Annotated in this window: 13 protein-coding genes; 1 reads left to right on the top strand and 12 read right to left on the bottom strand. The window is 68.3% G+C overall.

What is annotated here, in order from left to right:
- Positions 1 to 331 precede the first annotated feature (331 nt).
- The 4 genes from ACFUEJ_RS05400 to ACFUEJ_RS05385 are packed head-to-tail and all read right to left on the bottom strand — an operon-like array spanning position 332 to position 5,084.
- A complete protein-coding gene (locus ACFUEJ_RS05400; protein WP_068971116.1) occupies positions 332 to 1,387 on the bottom strand; it encodes a prenyltransferase in 1,056 nt (351 codons plus the stop codon).
- A gap of 25 nt (positions 1,388 to 1,412) precedes the next feature.
- On the bottom strand, positions 1,413 to 2,144 hold the full coding sequence (locus ACFUEJ_RS05395) for a class I SAM-dependent methyltransferase (RefSeq protein ID WP_058252426.1): 732 nt from the start codon (positions 2,142 to 2,144) through the stop codon (positions 1,413 to 1,415).
- On the bottom strand, positions 2,131 to 3,405 hold the full coding sequence (locus ACFUEJ_RS05390) for a glycosyltransferase family 4 protein (RefSeq protein WP_068971124.1): 1,275 nt from the start codon (positions 3,403 to 3,405) through the stop codon (positions 2,131 to 2,133). The genes ACFUEJ_RS05395 and ACFUEJ_RS05390 overlap by 14 nt, the downstream gene beginning before the upstream one ends.
- 2 nt (positions 3,406 to 3,407) lie before the next feature.
- Positions 3,408 to 5,084, bottom strand: coding sequence for an FAD-dependent oxidoreductase (locus ACFUEJ_RS05385; protein WP_388027957.1), 1,677 nt, complete (start codon positions 5,082 to 5,084; stop codon positions 3,408 to 3,410).
- 100 nt (positions 5,085 to 5,184) lie between these two features.
- Here ACFUEJ_RS05385 and ACFUEJ_RS05380 point away from each other — a divergent pair, with 100 nt between their 5' ends.
- On the top strand, positions 5,185 to 6,012 hold the full coding sequence (locus ACFUEJ_RS05380) for an acyl-[acyl-carrier-protein] thioesterase (protein ID WP_068971118.1): 828 nt from the start codon (positions 5,185 to 5,187) through the stop codon (positions 6,010 to 6,012).
- Positions 6,013 to 6,019: 7 nt separating this feature from the next.
- Here ACFUEJ_RS05380 and ACFUEJ_RS05375 read toward each other — a convergent pair whose 3' ends face one another.
- From ACFUEJ_RS05375 to ACFUEJ_RS05340, 8 genes are all read right to left on the bottom strand, one after another.
- On the bottom strand, positions 6,020 to 6,571 hold the full coding sequence (locus ACFUEJ_RS05375) for a DUF3558 domain-containing protein (protein WP_137810297.1): 552 nt from the start codon (positions 6,569 to 6,571) through the stop codon (positions 6,020 to 6,022).
- The gene (locus ACFUEJ_RS05370; RefSeq protein WP_068971125.1) at positions 6,568 to 7,455 is read right to left on the bottom strand and encodes a DUF3558 family protein; all 888 of its coding nucleotides are present in this window, start codon (positions 7,453 to 7,455) and stop codon (positions 6,568 to 6,570) included. The genes ACFUEJ_RS05375 and ACFUEJ_RS05370 overlap by 4 nt, the downstream gene beginning before the upstream one ends.
- A 182-nt stretch (positions 7,456 to 7,637) precedes the next feature.
- The gene (locus ACFUEJ_RS05365) at positions 7,638 to 7,832 is read right to left on the bottom strand and encodes a hypothetical protein (protein WP_058252431.1); all 195 of its coding nucleotides are present in this window, start codon (positions 7,830 to 7,832) and stop codon (positions 7,638 to 7,640) included.
- A 176-nt stretch (positions 7,833 to 8,008) separates the two neighbouring features.
- Positions 8,009 to 9,715: a hypothetical protein gene (locus ACFUEJ_RS05360; RefSeq protein ID WP_388027952.1), complete on the bottom strand. Its 1,707-nt coding sequence runs from the start codon at positions 9,713 to 9,715 to the stop codon at positions 8,009 to 8,011.
- Between the two features lie 120 nt (positions 9,716 to 9,835).
- Positions 9,836 to 11,509: an allophanate hydrolase gene (gene atzF / locus ACFUEJ_RS05355; RefSeq protein ID WP_205334106.1), complete on the bottom strand. Its 1,674-nt coding sequence runs from the start codon at positions 11,507 to 11,509 to the stop codon at positions 9,836 to 9,838.
- Entirely contained in the window at positions 11,506 to 13,575 is a 2,070-nt protein-coding gene (locus ACFUEJ_RS05350; RefSeq protein WP_388027949.1) for a 5-oxoprolinase/urea amidolyase family protein, read from the bottom strand. The genes atzF and ACFUEJ_RS05350 overlap by 4 nt, the downstream gene beginning before the upstream one ends.
- Positions 13,576 to 13,633: 58 nt before the next feature.
- The gene (locus ACFUEJ_RS05345; RefSeq protein ID WP_068971122.1) at positions 13,634 to 14,314 is read right to left on the bottom strand and encodes an urea amidolyase associated protein UAAP2; all 681 of its coding nucleotides are present in this window, start codon (positions 14,312 to 14,314) and stop codon (positions 13,634 to 13,636) included.
- Positions 14,315 to 14,341: 27 nt separating this feature from the next.
- Positions 14,342 to 15,193 (bottom strand): urea amidolyase associated protein UAAP1, encoded by an 852-nt coding sequence (locus ACFUEJ_RS05340; RefSeq protein WP_137810302.1) that lies wholly within the window; start codon positions 15,191 to 15,193, stop codon positions 14,342 to 14,344.
- Positions 15,194 to 15,311: the final 118 nt, after the last annotated feature.

The following is a 15,311-nucleotide window of genomic DNA, read 5'->3' as shown; positions in this document are numbered from 1 at the left end:
TGACATCCTCCTTTTGTGGTTGGGATAACCAAGCCCCTTATGACCACATCAGGAGGATGTCCCAGTTACCAGCCCTTCCAGCTATTACTAGGAGCGCCCGGAGCTGCGGAGGGCGCGTCAACCCCTGCTCCCTGAGGAGCGCCCGGAGCTTGCGGAGGGCGCGTCACGAAGGGTCCTGGCGAGATGATGTCGCCTACCCTTCGTGGCTCGTCGCCATCGCTCCTCACACCTCAGGGAGCAGAGGGAGGGCGTCGCTCGCACCCCACAAACCAGCGGTTATGCGGTTCTTCCGGATTAGGGAACAGGGATGGCCGCGCCCTCCGCAGTCGGCTCAGGGAGTCGGTGCGACGAGCCGCTGGCGGACGTCCCGGAAGATCCCGTTGGCCACGCTGGTGCGGCTCACCGCATCGGCCGCCAGGATCACAGCCGCCGAGGTCCAGCAGCTCTTCTCTACGGGCCAGCGTTTGCCGTCGGCGAAAACCAGTCCGGTCCAATACGATCCGTCCGGGTCGCGCAGGTGCTGGATCGACGCGATGAGCTCGATGGCATCGGCGGTGTCACCGAGGGCATCGAGTGCCAGTGCCAGCTCACAGGTCTCGGCGCCGGTGACCCAGGGACGATGGTCGACGCAGCGAACACCCTTGCCGGGCACCACGAACTGTTCCCATCGCCGCGCGATGAGTTCCTGCCCGTCGCGTCCGCGGACCGCGCCGCCGAGGATCGGGTAGTACCAGTCCATGGAGTGTTCGGACGGCGGGGTGAAGGTCTGCCACTCGTCACGCGTGACGTCGGCACGGATCGCGTCGCCGAGCACACTGTGCGCCGCGATCCAGTCGGCGTCGGGCTGATCCATCTCACCGGCGATCCGGATCGCGCAGTCCAGCGCTTGGAAGATGCTGGCGTTCCCGGTGATCAGCGCTTCACCGAACATCGCTCCGGTCCGGTGGTCGCCGCCCCAGCGGAACGCACCGTCCTCACGCTGGAAGCGCAGCACGCAGTCGATCGCCGACCAGACCACCGGCCACATCTTCTGCAAGAAGGCGTCGTCACCGGTGATCAGATAGTGATGCCAGACCCCGACCGCGATGTAGGCGCAGAAATTGCTGTCTGTGCCGGCGTCCTCCACCTTGCCGACGACGGTGCGGATCGGCCACGACCCGTCGTCGCGCTGTTTACGCCGCGACCACTCGTAAGCCGCCTCTGCCTCGGAGTGAAACCCGGTCACGGACAACGCCATCGCCGATTCGATGTGGTCCCACGGGTCGGTCTGCCCGCCCGGGAACCACGGCAACGCACCGTCGGCCTCCTGCATGCCGACGATCGCGGCACCGGTGGCCCGCATCTGCTCGGCCGTGACCACACCGGGGATCGCCGGGACGGCCGTCATGGGGCTCCCGTCCTGGAGGACCCCGTCATGAAGACGCGGTGGCGGTCTCGGGCTTGCGCAGGTACAGGGCCACCGACTTGCCGATGAGCGGGTTGAGCACCTGCTCGCCGACGCGGGTCAGCCACGGCTTGCTCATCATGTCCCAGACCAGCAGCTGGTGGTAGCCCTTCACCAGGACATTGTCGTTGTTCTCGACTCCCACAGCGCATTTCAGCCACCAGTACGGGGCATGCAGGGCATGGGCGTGGTCGGTGCCGGTGACCTCGAGTCCGGCTCGCTGCAACTTGCCCGCGAGCTCGGAGGCCTTGTAGATGCGGACGTGTCCGCCCTCGACCTCGTGGTACTCGTCCGACAGGGCCCAGCACACCTTCTCCGGCCAGTACCGGGGCACGGTGACCGCGGCGACGCCACCCGGCTTCAGCACGCGCACCATCTCACTGATCGCGCCCTCGTCGGTCGGAATGTGCTCGAGGATCTCGCTCATCAGGACGACGTCGAAACTGTTGTCCGCGTACGGGAGTCGAAGCGCATCCCCGACCTCTGCGCGCGCCTTGGCCGACGCGGGCACGTGACCCTCGGCCATCATGGCGTCGAACATCTCACCGACGTCGGACATGTCGCTCTCGGACATGTCGAAGGCGATGACCTCCGCGCCACGACGGAACATCTCGAACGAGTGCCTACCCTGCCCCGCCCCGATGTCGATCGCCTTGGTGCCCGGTCCAACGCCAAGCCGGTCGAAATCAACTGTGAGCACTCGATGTCCCTTCTGTTGCCCGCCGATGTCCGGCGAGCACGGTTTCGTAGTGAGCCGCAGTCTTCGCGGCCACCGCTGCCCAGCTGTAGTTCTCCTCGGCGCGTCGACGACCACCGTCGCCGAGACGCGTCCGCAGATCGGCATCGTCCAGGAGCCGGCCGATCGCCTGCGCCAGACGTCCGGAATCCCGCGGCGGCACCAGCAACGCTGCCTCCTCGGCGGTGCCGACGACCTCGGGGATCGCACCGGCCCGGGTTGCCACCAGCGGCGTACCGCAACTCATGGCCTCGACCGCCGGCAGCGAGAACCCCTCGTACAACGAGGGCACACACGCCACCTCGGCGGAGGCGAGCAGGCCGGCGATCTCGGAGTCCTCGAGGCCGGACACCACCGAGACGCGATCGCCGATCGCCAGATCCTCGATCATTTTGGCGGACGGACCGTTCGGGTCCAACTTGGACACCAGTACCAATTCGACATCCCGCTCGGAGGACAGCTTCGCGACCGCCTCGAGCAGGTATGAGACACCCTTCAGCGGCGCGTCGGCACTGGCGACACACACGATACGTCCGGGAACGCGCGTGGCGGCCGGCGTGAAGATCTCGGTGTCCACCCCCAGCGGGATGGTGGTGATCCGACCCGACGGGATGTCGAAGGCCTTGCGGATGTCGACCTCGCTGCTGCGGGAAACGGTGAGCAGCTCGGGGATACGGCGTGAGACGCGCCCCTGCATGCGCAGGAACGAATGCCACCGCCAGGCACTGATCTTGCGCCACCCCTTGGCCGCCTTCACCGCCAATGTGCGGTCGCGGGTGATGGGGTGGTGGATCGTCGCGATCAGCGGGAACCCGGCCTTCTGGATGTCGAGCAGTCCATAACCGAGGCACTGGTTGTCGTGCACGATGTCGAAGTCGTCGCGTCGCTCTTTGAGAAGGCGCGCCACCCGGAGGCTGAACGTGAGCGGTTCGCCGAAGCTCGCCGTCCACATCGAGCCGACCTCGAGCACGTCGATCCAATCGCGGTACTCGCCCGGACGAGGCGTCCGGAACGGGTCCGGCTCGTCGTAGAGACCGAGGCTCGGCACCTTGGTGACGGTGACCCCGGCGTCGATGGCCACCTGGTCCAGTTCGGGGTAGGGCTGCCCCGAGAAGATCTCGACGCTGTGCCCCAGCAGTGCCAGTTCCCGGGAGAGGTGGCGGACGTAGACGCCCTGGCCACCGCAGTGCGGCTTGCTTCGGTACGAGAGCAGTGCGATGCGCACGGTCACTGCGCCCCGGCGGTGGCAGCCGCCTCGAACTCGGAGATGCTGACGAACTTCGTGCGGACCCGGCCGGTGGCCCTGCCCGCGGACTTCTCGGCGGCGTCGATCGCCTTCCAGCCCGTGAGGTCGATGCGGTTGGCGCCGCGGTCGGCCACGAGAGCGGCGACGTCGTCCCGCGAGGTCGAGGGGTCGTCGAACGCGGCGGCGACGAAGTCCGCGATGACCGCCTGCGCGGTCTCCTGACCGCAGATGCGGTTCATGCCGATACCCCCTGTCGCTCCTCGCTTGATCCAACCCGTGACGTACAGGCCGGGCATCACATCGCCGTCGGCCGCGGTCTGGACCCGCCCCTCGGTGTTGGGGACGACGCCGTGCCCCTCGTCGAACGGTAGGTCGGTGACCGGCACGCCCCGGTAACCGATGGCCCGCAGGACCAGTCCGGTCTCGAGGTCGAACCGATCCTCGGTGGGTGTCACCGCGACTGTCCCGGTCGCGTCGGCGTAGGCGTTGCGCACGCACGTAAGCGTAGCCACTTCACCGTCACCGGCAATTTCGACGGGAGACGTGAGGAACCGGAACACGATGCGCTTGTTGCCCGGCGTCTGCGGACGCTCGGCGAATTCTCGGGCGAGACGCACCTTGGTGGCGATCGTCGAGTCGAGCGTGTCGTCGGACTGCGCCGCCTCCGAGGCCGGGTCGAGGACCAGCTCGTCGGGGTCGATGACGACGTCGACACCTTCGACGTCACCGAGTGCCAGGAACTCGCTGTTGGTGTATGCCGCCTGGGCCACGCCACGGCGACCCAGGAGCACCACCTCGGAGATGTTGGATTCACGCAGCTTCGCGAGGGCGTGGTCGGCGATGTCGGTCTTGGCGAGTTCGTCGGGGTCGGTGACGAGGATGCGCGCGACGTCGAGTGCCACGTTGCCGTTGCCGACCACGACGGCCCGCTCACCCGACAGATCGACGTCGAGGTCGGCGAAGTCCGGGTGACCGTTGTACCAGGCGACGAACTGGGTCGCGGCGACCGAATTGCGCAGATCCTCGCCTTCGATGCCCAGCCGCTTGTCGGTCGCGGCGCCGACCGCGTAGATCACCGCGTGGTAGCGGGCGACCAGCTCGTCGTGGCTGATGTGCTTGCCGACCTCGACATTGAGGTAGTAGCTGAAGTTCTTCTTCGCCGCGACCGAGGCGAAGGTCTTCTCCACGCCCTTGGTGGCGCTGTGGTCCGGTGCGACTCCGGCGCGCACGAGTCCGTAGGGCGTCGGCAGCCGATCGAACATGTCGACCTTGATGGCCGGTTTGCGGACGAGCTCCTCGGCGGCGTAGAAGGCCGCCGGCCCGGCACCCACGATGGCCACGTGCAGTTCCTTCTCGGGCAGCTTGGGTGCCTTGCGCGGTGGCACGAGGCCGCCCTCGACGTCGTGGTCCTTGTAGTAGTCCGCGTTGATCTGGAGGTACGGCTCGTCACGCTCGTCCAGCTGATCGTCGGGGATGATCGCCTCCACCGGGCACTCGTCGATGCAGGCGCCGCAATCGATGCAGGTCTCCGGATCGATGTAGAGGGCCTCCGCCGTGAGGAACTCCGGCTCGTCGGGCGTGGGGTGGATGCAGTTCACCGGACACACGCTGACGCAACTGGCATCGTTGCAACATGGGCGGGTAATCACATGCGCCATCTGCTGTTTCCTCGTGATCCGACACGTAGAACGTGTTCTATTTTTCCGATTGAATGTATCTTAGCCGCAAAGATACCGGCGACCTATCGGAGGGACTCGAGTGAGCCAGGTTACGCCAGCAGTGTCGGTTGCATCACTCCCGGATCGCAAGCCTGGTGCCCAGTTCTACGAGGTGGGCTATCGCGTCCGCACCGGCGACGTCGATCAGGACATGCGTGTGCGCCTCGATGCGGTGGCCCGCTACCTGCAGGACGTCGCCAACGACAACCTCGAGGCAACCGAGTTCAGCGCGACCGACCCGTTCTGGATCGTTCGGCGGACCATCATCGATGTCATCGAGCCCATCACCTGGCCGGGTACGGTGACCGCGCAGCGCTGGTGCGGTGCCCTGTCGACGCGCTGGACCAACATGCGCGTGCGCCTCACCGCCGAGCACGAGACAAACCGGTTCAACCCCCGACCGCGTCCCGCGGGCCTGATCGAGACCGAGGCGTTCTGGATCAACGTCAACGAGCAGGGCGTGCCGTCACGCCTGTCCGACGACGCCTTCGCGATGCTGTCGGCGATGACCGACGAGCACCGCCTTCGCTGGCGGTCGATGAACCCCGAGAAGGCCCCCGACGCCGCCGACATCGACTTCCCCGACCGTGAACACGTTCTCCGGATCACCGACTTCGACCCGTTCAAGCACCTCAACAATGCCGCCTACCTCGAGGCGATCGAGGACGAACTCGTCGAGCATCCCGACCTGGTCGACGCTCCGCACCGGGTGGTCATCGAGTACCTGCGGCCCATCGTGCCGGGCACGCGGCTGGTCCTGCGCCGGGTGCGCGAGGACGACCGGCTCACCGTGTGGTTGATGATGCCGGGCACCGGCGACGAACTCGTGGTCGCGGCCAGCGTCGTCGTCGGGCCGCTCCCGGGGTGAGCAACTTCTACTGACCGCCCTGGAGCAGCAACTCCATCAGCTTGATCGGCGCCGCGCACGGATCGCCCTGGGGCGCGCCGCGAGGTTCGACGAACCAGGTGAAGATGCCGCGGCTCGGCGCGCGGGCGGTCACACCGCAGACGCCCGGCCGGTCGGGACTGCGCTGGGTGAACGCCGACTGGCTGGCGACCTTGATGTTCTCGGTCTGGAAACCGAGCTTCTTGGCCGTCTCCTTCTCCACGTTGACGTTGCCCCACTCGAACCAGTTGAACGTCACACTCACCACGTCGGTGGTGCCGGAGACCAGCCATCGGCAGATGGCCCCGCTGAACGACCGTTCGGCGAACCCGCCGCCGGCGACGACATCGGCGATCATCGCGTCGGGTAGCACATCGCATTCGAGCAAGAGCCGGTCGAACTGGTCGGTGTCGATGTCGCTGCTGCCGGACTGGTCCGCGGCCCCCAACGGCACCGCCTCACCGTCGACGGTGCGCGCACACCCGGCCAGGGCGGTCAGTCCCAGCAGCACCGCGGCGATCACGATGAGGGCGCGCTTCACGACGCACGCTCTATCGACAGCGTCGCCAGCTCGCGTGCGGCGTCACAGATCTCTTCGATCGGCCGTGGTGTCGCCGCGTCGCCGCGGATCGACCATTCGAAGAAGTCCGCGCCGAAACCGATGCCGACCTCACAGATCTGACCTGATTGCGTGTAACCGATGAATCCCTCGTGGCCGTCGATCTCGAGTCTGTTGGTGACGTCGCGCGACAACTTCACGTTCGCCTCCTCACGACCGATCGGCGATCCGCGATACCAGTTGAACGAGGCGACGGCACCCGTCCTCGAACCGGTCGTGTCCCATTCGCACACCGAGGTGTTGTTCACGGTCTCGGTGAGTCCACCGAACCCGGTGATGCGGACCACCTCCTCGAGGGACACACCGCCGCATTCGCCGAAGAACGGTCCGGAACCGGCCTGGGCGGGCGCCTCGGGCGTGTTCGGAGTGTTTGGATCCGACGTCGGCTCGTCGTCCGAGCAGGCGCCGACGAGAAGCGTGATCGCTGCCAGTACCGCGATGAGCAAGGTGCCGTCGCGCAGCCGATCCAGTTGACGCCGTTCACGTTTCGTCGGCCGACCGGCACCGCGGTCGCGGCGCGGCTGACTCGCGAGGATCTCCTTCGGCGGCGGCGGCGGAGACCGGTCGATGAAGCACTCGGCGGCCATCGGCGCCGACACCCGCTTACTGATCGTCCGGGTGACCTCGACGATGCGCTCGCGTCCGGCGAGCCGTACGCGGACCTCGTCACCCGGCACCACCGGCTGGGCCGGTTTGGCGGTCACCCCGTTCACGCGGACGTGCCCGCCCCGACATGCGGCGCCCGCCGCCGATCGGGTCTTGGTCAGACGGATGGCCCAGATGTAGGCATCGACGCGGGTGGACATGGTCAGCCGCCCAGCCGACTCGTCCGCAACCCGGGAGTCCATCCGGCGCAGGCGCCCCGACCCGGTTCAGTGCCCACGACGCCGACTCCCTTCACCGCTCTCCTCGACCCTGCCGGGTGCTCGTTGGGCACCACTGTAGCGGGGTCGCCCAGCCCGCCGCGGGTGCTGAACAGGCGACACCGTCAGCGCTTGCGCGTCAGCAGGTATGCGCCCCCGCCGACGGCCAGGACGAGGAACAGGATCGCCAGGAAGGTCTGGTCGAGCAGCAGCAACGTCACGAACACCGCGATGCCCGGTGACACCGCGACCAGGCTCATCGCCGGGTGCTGACGCACGACCTCCGACACCGCTCTGCTCTTGTCCCGATCGATGGCCATGATGCCCTCCCTGGTCGGTTGCACCCGGATCGGTCCGTGAACGGCCCGGGGTCGTGTGCCCAGGGTAGCCGCGCGTCGCGACAGGCCCGGGGCCCGCGACCGGCAGACCTCGACTCGACCGATGGACTTCGATCGAGGTCTGTCAGTCGAGTCGAAGTCTGTCGGTCGAGAACGGATCAGGCCGCGGCATCTCCGAAATCACTGCCGGAATCGGAATCGGCGCTCGAGTCCGAGTCGCTACCGGAGTCGTTGCCATCGGAATCAGAGGTGTCGGGATCAGCGGCGTCGGAGTCCGCGGCGTCGGAACCGGCTCCGTCGGAATCCGAAGTGTCAGGATCCGAGGTGTCGGAGTCCGAGCCGCCGGGCTCGGGCGCGTCGGAGTCTCCGGCATCCGAGTTCCCGACGCCACCCTCTTCGGAGGCCGCCGGCGCCCGGTGCTTGCCGACGTAGGAGTTCTCCGCCGAGCGGTGCTTGCCGACGTAGCTATCGGCCTCGTCGGTCTCATCGTCGGTGGCGGCCGAATCCGCCGATGTGTCGACGACCGACATGCTCGTGCGCGCCACAGTGTTCGACGCGCCGGTGTCTATTGGATCGGTGGCGGGCAGACCGAACGGGAACTCGTAACTCGGGATGCGGATCACGGGGACGAGCTCGCCGGTGTCGAGTTGCCCGAACTCGATGACCGGCAGGCCCAGTCGATTCGGCCGGAGCTCGCCGTTGACCTCGACCAGCGGCCGGAAGGTGACGGTCGAACCCAGCCAGTCGACGGTGATCGGAGCCGTGAATCCGTAATCGCTCGTCAGCCGAAGGAAGTTCCCGCTGAACAGGTCGTAATCACCCCCGATGCTCAGGCGGGCGAAGTCCTTGGAAAGCGACATCCAGTCGCCGTCGAAGTCGATTCCGGAGCCACTCAGGACGCCGGCGAGCAGACCCTCGAGAACGTCGGCGCCGAGTCCGCCGAGAACCCCTCCCGGATCGGCGATCAGCGCTGTCGGGTCAGTGAGCGCGAACTGTAGTTCGCCGTTCGGTTGCTGCCACCGGAAGTCGAAGGTGCCCAGCACGTTCGCGCAGGCTCCGACGCCGTCGGCATAGGCACCGGTGAGGCCGCCATAGCAACCCACACCCTTGACGCCGGGGATCGTCGTGATCGTCTCGCCGAGGACCGTGACGTCGAGCGGCCCGGTGTTCCACGCGTGTGCCATCCCGATCAGCGCGAACGACCTCGCCGTCCGTCCGTCACTCGCCCCCGCGGTCGCGATGCTCAGCGGCAGATACGATGTCGCAGTCGCGTCGCCGCCGCGGTATGCGAGCGCGAACTGGAAACCGTTCCCGCCGACCGTCGCCGAGCCCTCGGTGGCGGGGCCGTCGGTCATCGTCGGCGGCAGGTCGATGCCGAGAAAGCGGAGGATGTCGCCGAGGACCGAACCGGACACGGTGTCGAACACCTGCTTGACCGGATCGTAGATCGCGACCGGCACCACCTCGATGCGGTCGGGCAGGACGACGGCGAGTCCGATGCCGCCGAGCTCGGTGCTCGACTGAGAGCAGTCGGCCCCGTCCCGGACGCCGCCCGACATACAGCTCTGGATGCGCCACTGCTCCGCGATGTCGGCGAGCGCGCCGTTCCCGATCTCGGAGATCAGACTGCCGAGCGGGTTTCCGCTGTTGAAACCGTTCAGCCAGTCGTCGAGTTCGCCGATCGCCGGTGGTATCACCGCGGCCTCGGCCACCGTCGGCTCCGCGACCTGCCCCGCTCCGATCGCGGCTACGGTCGCCAACGCGGCCGCCCCCGCGATCGCACGATGCTGCCGCCGCTGCTTCCGGTTCTCGCGTCGAGCGACCTTCTCCGATCGCTGAAGTCCGCTGCGCCCCAACCTGGTCATCCGTCCCACCCTCTTCTCCCCGACCGCCCGAGCTGAGCAAGTGAATCACCACGCTCGGTGAACAGATGGTCGATCGGAGGAAATGGCACGAATCGGCGGTTCTGGTCAGACGTCCCACTCCTACCAGCGGTCGCGATCGAGACCCTGACCGGTGGCACCGGCGTCGGCGGCGCACCCGAATCCCACGACCCAGCGGGCGGGACCGCTCTCTCCCGCGGCGATCTCGACCTTGCCCAGCATCATCGGCTCGGGCAGGGCGGCCAGGAACTCCCCCAGCGCCGACGGGGCGAGCGTCCACACCTCGCCGCGAATCGCACGGCCGGCCTCGGGATCGCGGATCAGTCCCGGTTTGGGCGGGGTCGTGTCAAGTGCGACCAGACGGTACGACGGGGTCGTGGTGACCTCGCCGGCCCACCGGGCACCCCGTTCGCTCAGCTCGTGCGTCAGAGGCCCACCCCGCATGTGCGCCCCGAAGACCGCGAGTTCGATCGCATCGTCGGGCTCCGCCCAGGAGGACGCCACCGAGTCGTCACCGACGAAGCGACGTGCCACGTCGACGAGCACGGCGTCGGCATGCGCGACGCCCAGGAACGTGACGCCGAACTGTGCTGTGCTGCCGTCGTCTTCGACGACCGTCCCGGCCGGCACCGCGAGTCCGCAGAGGTCGAAGAGGTTGCAGAAGTTGGTGTACGTGCCCATCCGCGAGTTCACGCCCACCGGATCGGCGGCCACCTCGGCGAGCGTCGGGTGCGCCGGCGCGGTCGGGACCATCAGGACCGTCGCATCGCCCCACTGGTCCATCGCCGCCGCACGAAGGTCCGCAAGCCGACGACGGGCGCGCAACAGGTCGACCGCCGAGAAACGGTCCGCCGCACCGATGATGGCCGACACCGTCGGATCGAGGCCGGCGGCGCCGGGATCGGCAACGGAATCGAGGTACTCCCCCACCGCCTCGTATCGCTCGGCGACGAGCGCGTCGTCGTAGAGGAGCCGGGCGGCCTCGAGGAACGGCGACAGGTCGACGGTCTTGATCATGAGCCCCGCCGCCTCGGCACGATGCACCGCGTCGTCGAACGCGGCGCGCCACCTGTCGTCCAGACCGGGCAGCTCGGTGGGCACGGCGACGACCGGGCGTTCGGGCGCGGCGTAGGGCACGGACTTCGGGAAGGGGCGTGTCCCAGCGGCTTTCGCCATCACCGCAACCGATCGGTCCGCCAGCGCGAGGTCGGCGGCGAAGATCGTGAGGACATCGTAGCTCCGACAGGCGGGTACGACTCCGTCGGTGGAGACGACACCGAGGGTCGGCTTGACACCGACGATGCCCTGCAGGCCCGCCGGCACCCGACCCGACCCGGCGGTGTCGGTCCCGATGGCGATGTCGGCGAATCCGAGGGCGACCGCCACCGCCGACCCCGAGCTCGATCCACCCGAGATGCGGTCGGGGCGTCGGGAATCCCGCACCGCACCATAGGGGCTTCGCGTTCCCACCAGTCCGGTCGCGAACTGGTCGAGGTTGGTCTTGCCCAGCACCACCGCGCCGGCCGCACGCAGGGCGGCGACCGCGGGCGCATCGGCCTCGGGGGTGAAAGCGAAACCGGGACACCCGGCGGTGGTCGGCAGACCGCCGACGTCGACGTTGTCCTTGACCGCGAGGAGAATGCCCGCCAGCGGGCCGCCGGTCGCGACGGACCGCTCGTATTCGGCACGCACCTCGGCCTCGGGCCGGAGCGTGATGAACACCTCCGGACGATCCGCCTCGGCGATCCGCGCGTACACCTCGTCGATCCTGCTCATGCCACCCGCTCCTCGTCGTCCGCACTCTTCGACGCTCCGCCGTCGGCCACGCTCACACCGGCCGCTCGCGCAGCGAATTCACCTTGTAACGACCATCTCTCGCGCTCCTCGGCGCGGGCGATCTCCATCGTCTCCCGGCGAGCCGCGATGTCGCCGGCGTGCTCGTCGAGGAAGCGCTGGTGCGCGGCCAGCGAGAACTCACCGTCGACGATCTTCGTGCTGTCGCCGCGCCCGGCGGCGACGTCGGCCCGCATGTCCAGGAGCTCTTCGGCGCTGACCGGATACCAGTGGATTCGATCGAAGAACCGCAGGAGCCACGGGTGTTCGGGATCGAAACCCGGGGCCGGCAACGGATGCCGGTGATTCCACACCTGGGTTGTCCGTCCGACGAACTGATAACCGCCCGGGCCCTCCATGCCGTAGATGCACAGGTAAGCGCCGCCGATACCCACCGCGTTCTCCGGGGTCCAGGTGCGGGCGGGGTTGTACTTGGTCGTGACCAGGCGGTGGCGTGGATCCAGCGGAACGGCCACCGGCGCACCAAGATAGACGTCGCCGAGGCCGAGGACGAGGTAACTGGCGTCGAAGACGGTTCGGTACACGTCGTCGACGGAGTCCAGGCCGTTCATCCGGCGGATGAACTCGATGTTCCACGGACACCACGGGGCGTCGGACCGCACGCCGAGCATGTACCGTTCGATTGCCTCGCGAGTGGCCGGGTCGTCCCATGAGAGCGGCAGGTGCACCGTGCGGCTCGGCACCACGAGGTCTTCGGCGGCCGGCAGTTGGCTCTCGCATTCGGTCAGCCACTCCAGCATCTGCGCCTGCGACCACACGTCCGGGTCCGCCTTCACCTGCAGGGAGCGGATTCCCGGCGTGAGATCGACCAGCCCGCGCGGCTTCTCGGCGGCAATCCGCTCGGCCAGCGCATGCACCCGGGCCCGCAGGGCCAGGTCGAGGTGCATCTCGCCGTACTCGACGAGCACGTTGTCGTCGCCGGACCGGCGATAGGTGACGGTGGTCGACCCGTCGGCGGTCGTCGTGGTGCCCAGGATTCCGTTGTCGGCGTCGCCGCCCGACGACAGGACGTCGACGAAGCACGCCCGCCGGCCCAGCCCGACCTCGGCGGGCGAGGCCGCACGGTCACCGCGCACCGCGACGAACCGGATCGTGTCACCCGGCTTCAGCTGGCCGAGTTTCCAGCGCTGCGCGGTCGTGACCGTCACCGGGCACACGAATCCACCGAGACTCGGGCCGTCCGGGCCGAGCAGGATCGGCGTGTCCCCGGTGAAGTCGAGGGCGCCGACCGAGTACGCGGTGTCGTGGATGTTCGACGGGTGCAGACCGGCCTCGCCACCGTCGTCGCGCGCCCACCGGGGTTTGGGGCCGATCAGCCGGATACCGGTCCGGTCGGAGTTGAAGTGCACCTCGTAGTCGGTCGCGAACAGATCGGCGATGTCGTCCTCGGTGAAGAACTCCGGGGCGCCGTGGGGCCCGACGGTCACCGCCAGTTGCCAGCTGTTGGTGAACGCCGGCTGCTCGTCGGACAGGATGCGCCGGGGCGCGCCGACCGGCGCACCCAGCAACGCGAGATCGTCGCCGGCCACCAGTGCCCGCCCGTCGAGCCCGCCGAACTTGCCCATGGTGAAGGTGGAGCGGCTCCCGAGGTGATCGGCGGCGTCGAACCCGCCCCCCACCGCCAGATACGCCCGCATGCCGAGGGTGCCGATCGATCCGATGTCGAGCACGTCACCTGGTTCGAGAGTCAGCGGAACCCATTGCGGTGCAACCGTTCCGTTGATCGTCACCGGGACCGGCGCCCCGGTGACGGCCACGACCGCGGACCGGTCGAACCGCAGGGCCGGCCCCATCAGCGTGATCTCGAGACCGGCTGCCGTCCCCGGATTGCCGACAGCGATGTTGGCGAGCCGGAAGGACAGGTCGTCCATGGGACCGGAGGGGGGTACGCCGACCTTCCAGAACCCGACCCGGCCGGGCCAGTCCTGGATGGTGGTGAGCGGACCGGACCGCAACACGGTCACCGCGCCCGTGGTGGTGGCAGACATGATGATGGGATCCTCGTCGGAGTCAGGTGACGCCCGGGGGCGTGGAGGTGAACGGATGTCAGGACGGCCGGGTGACGATGACGCGCACCGCCGTCGGATCGAATCCGTTGCAGGGGTTGTTGATCTGCGGGCAATTCGAGATGAGCACCAGGGTGTCGACCTCGGCGCGCAGCGCCAGTCGCTTGCCGGGGGCGGACAACCCGTCGACGATCCCCAGCGAGCCGTCGGGATCGACGGGGACGTTCATGAAGAAGTTGACGTTGCCGACGAGGTCGGCCTTGCCGAGGCCGTGCCGGCTGCCCTCGATGAGGAAGTTCTCGACGCATGCGTGCTGGTGCTTGGTGTGGTGGCCGTAGCGCAGCGTGTTGGACTCCTGCGAGCAGGCGCCGCCGAGGGTGTCGTGGTTGCCGACCTCGTCGGCCACGATCGTCATCAGCGGAGTGGAGTCGTGGTCACGGATCACGCTGCCGGTGGTGAGGAAGATGTTGCCCTGCGCGGCGATCGTCGCCTGGGCCGAATACCGCTGGGCAGTGTCGGCGGCGGCGTAGAACAAAGTGTCGACGGCCTGGTTGCCGTGCAGGTCGACGATGGTCAGCACGTCGCCGGCGGCGACGACGCCCGACCACGGAGCCCGGTCGCCCACATGCGCGTCGTCGACGACGGTGCCGGGGACGAGAGCGAGTTCGGCGGCCGGCGCCGAGGCGAAATCGGTGATGAGTGCGGTGTTTGTCTCGGTCACGATGGGTGGTCCTCTCTGCGGGTCGGCTCAGTGATGAGCCGCGGCCCAGACGTCTTCGGAGTTGGCGACCGCGCGCTGGTACTCGGGGTCGGTGCCGGCGACCTCGGCCAGCAGCGTGTCGAGATCGCTCTTCGCCTGCCACGCCAGCACTTCCAGCGAGGTGGTGTCGAAATGCGGCGACGGGTCGAGCGGATGCGCGGTGTTGGCGATCGCGACCGTGCACGGCAGATGCAGGATCAGATCGACCGAACGCCCGGGGCCCGCGCTGCCCGTCGAGCGCAGTGTCCCGTCGGCGTCGACGGTGACGCCGTGGAAGAACGACAGCGACGGCGCCACATCCGTAGGTGTCAGACCGTGCTTCGCGGCCGCGAGCGTGAACAGCTCACGTCCGGCCGGACTACCCGAATGCACCTCCCCGGCTCCATATCTCGCGGTGTTGCCCGCGAGGGTCGAGGTACCGCACAGGGCGTCGTGGTGACCGGAATCGTCGGCGACCACGGTTGCCAGCACGCGGCCCTGATCGCTGAGGAGCGGATGACCCGCACCCAGGTACGCCTGCCACGGGACCTTCACGGTGTCGGCGACGTTGAGACGCTCCCACGGCGCGTCGGCGCGCCAGAGCAGCAGATGTGCGCAGGCCGCGCCGGCCACATCGGTGAGCCGCAACCGGGTCCCCCGTGCCAGGACCTTGCTGGTGTAGCGGCCACCGGGCACCGCCTCCGCCCAGGTCAGCGAGGTGGCCGGGACGTCGGCGGGCGGGTTGGGCCAGGCCGATGGCGGCACCACCGGCATGCTGTCGGTGATGGCACCGGCCTGCGCACGGGCGTGTTCGCGGGCGCCCGTGGTGGTGCCGGTACCCGCCGCGGTGATCGTGCTCATTCGGAACTCCTTGTTGTAGATGGTGTTCGGGTGCCACCCTGCTCCCCGAGAAGCGAGCTAGCGAACGTCTCCCCCTGCTCCCCGAGAAGCGAGCTAGCGAACGTCTCCCCCTGCTCCC

The sequence above is a fragment of the Gordonia sp. NPDC057258 genome (assembly GCF_042668985.1).
Classification (GTDB): Bacteria; Actinomycetota; Actinomycetes; order Mycobacteriales; family Mycobacteriaceae; genus Gordonia; species Gordonia hongkongensis.
The sequence above is the reverse complement of the archived record's forward strand: the minus strand, read 5'-3'. Positions and strand labels throughout refer to the sequence as shown.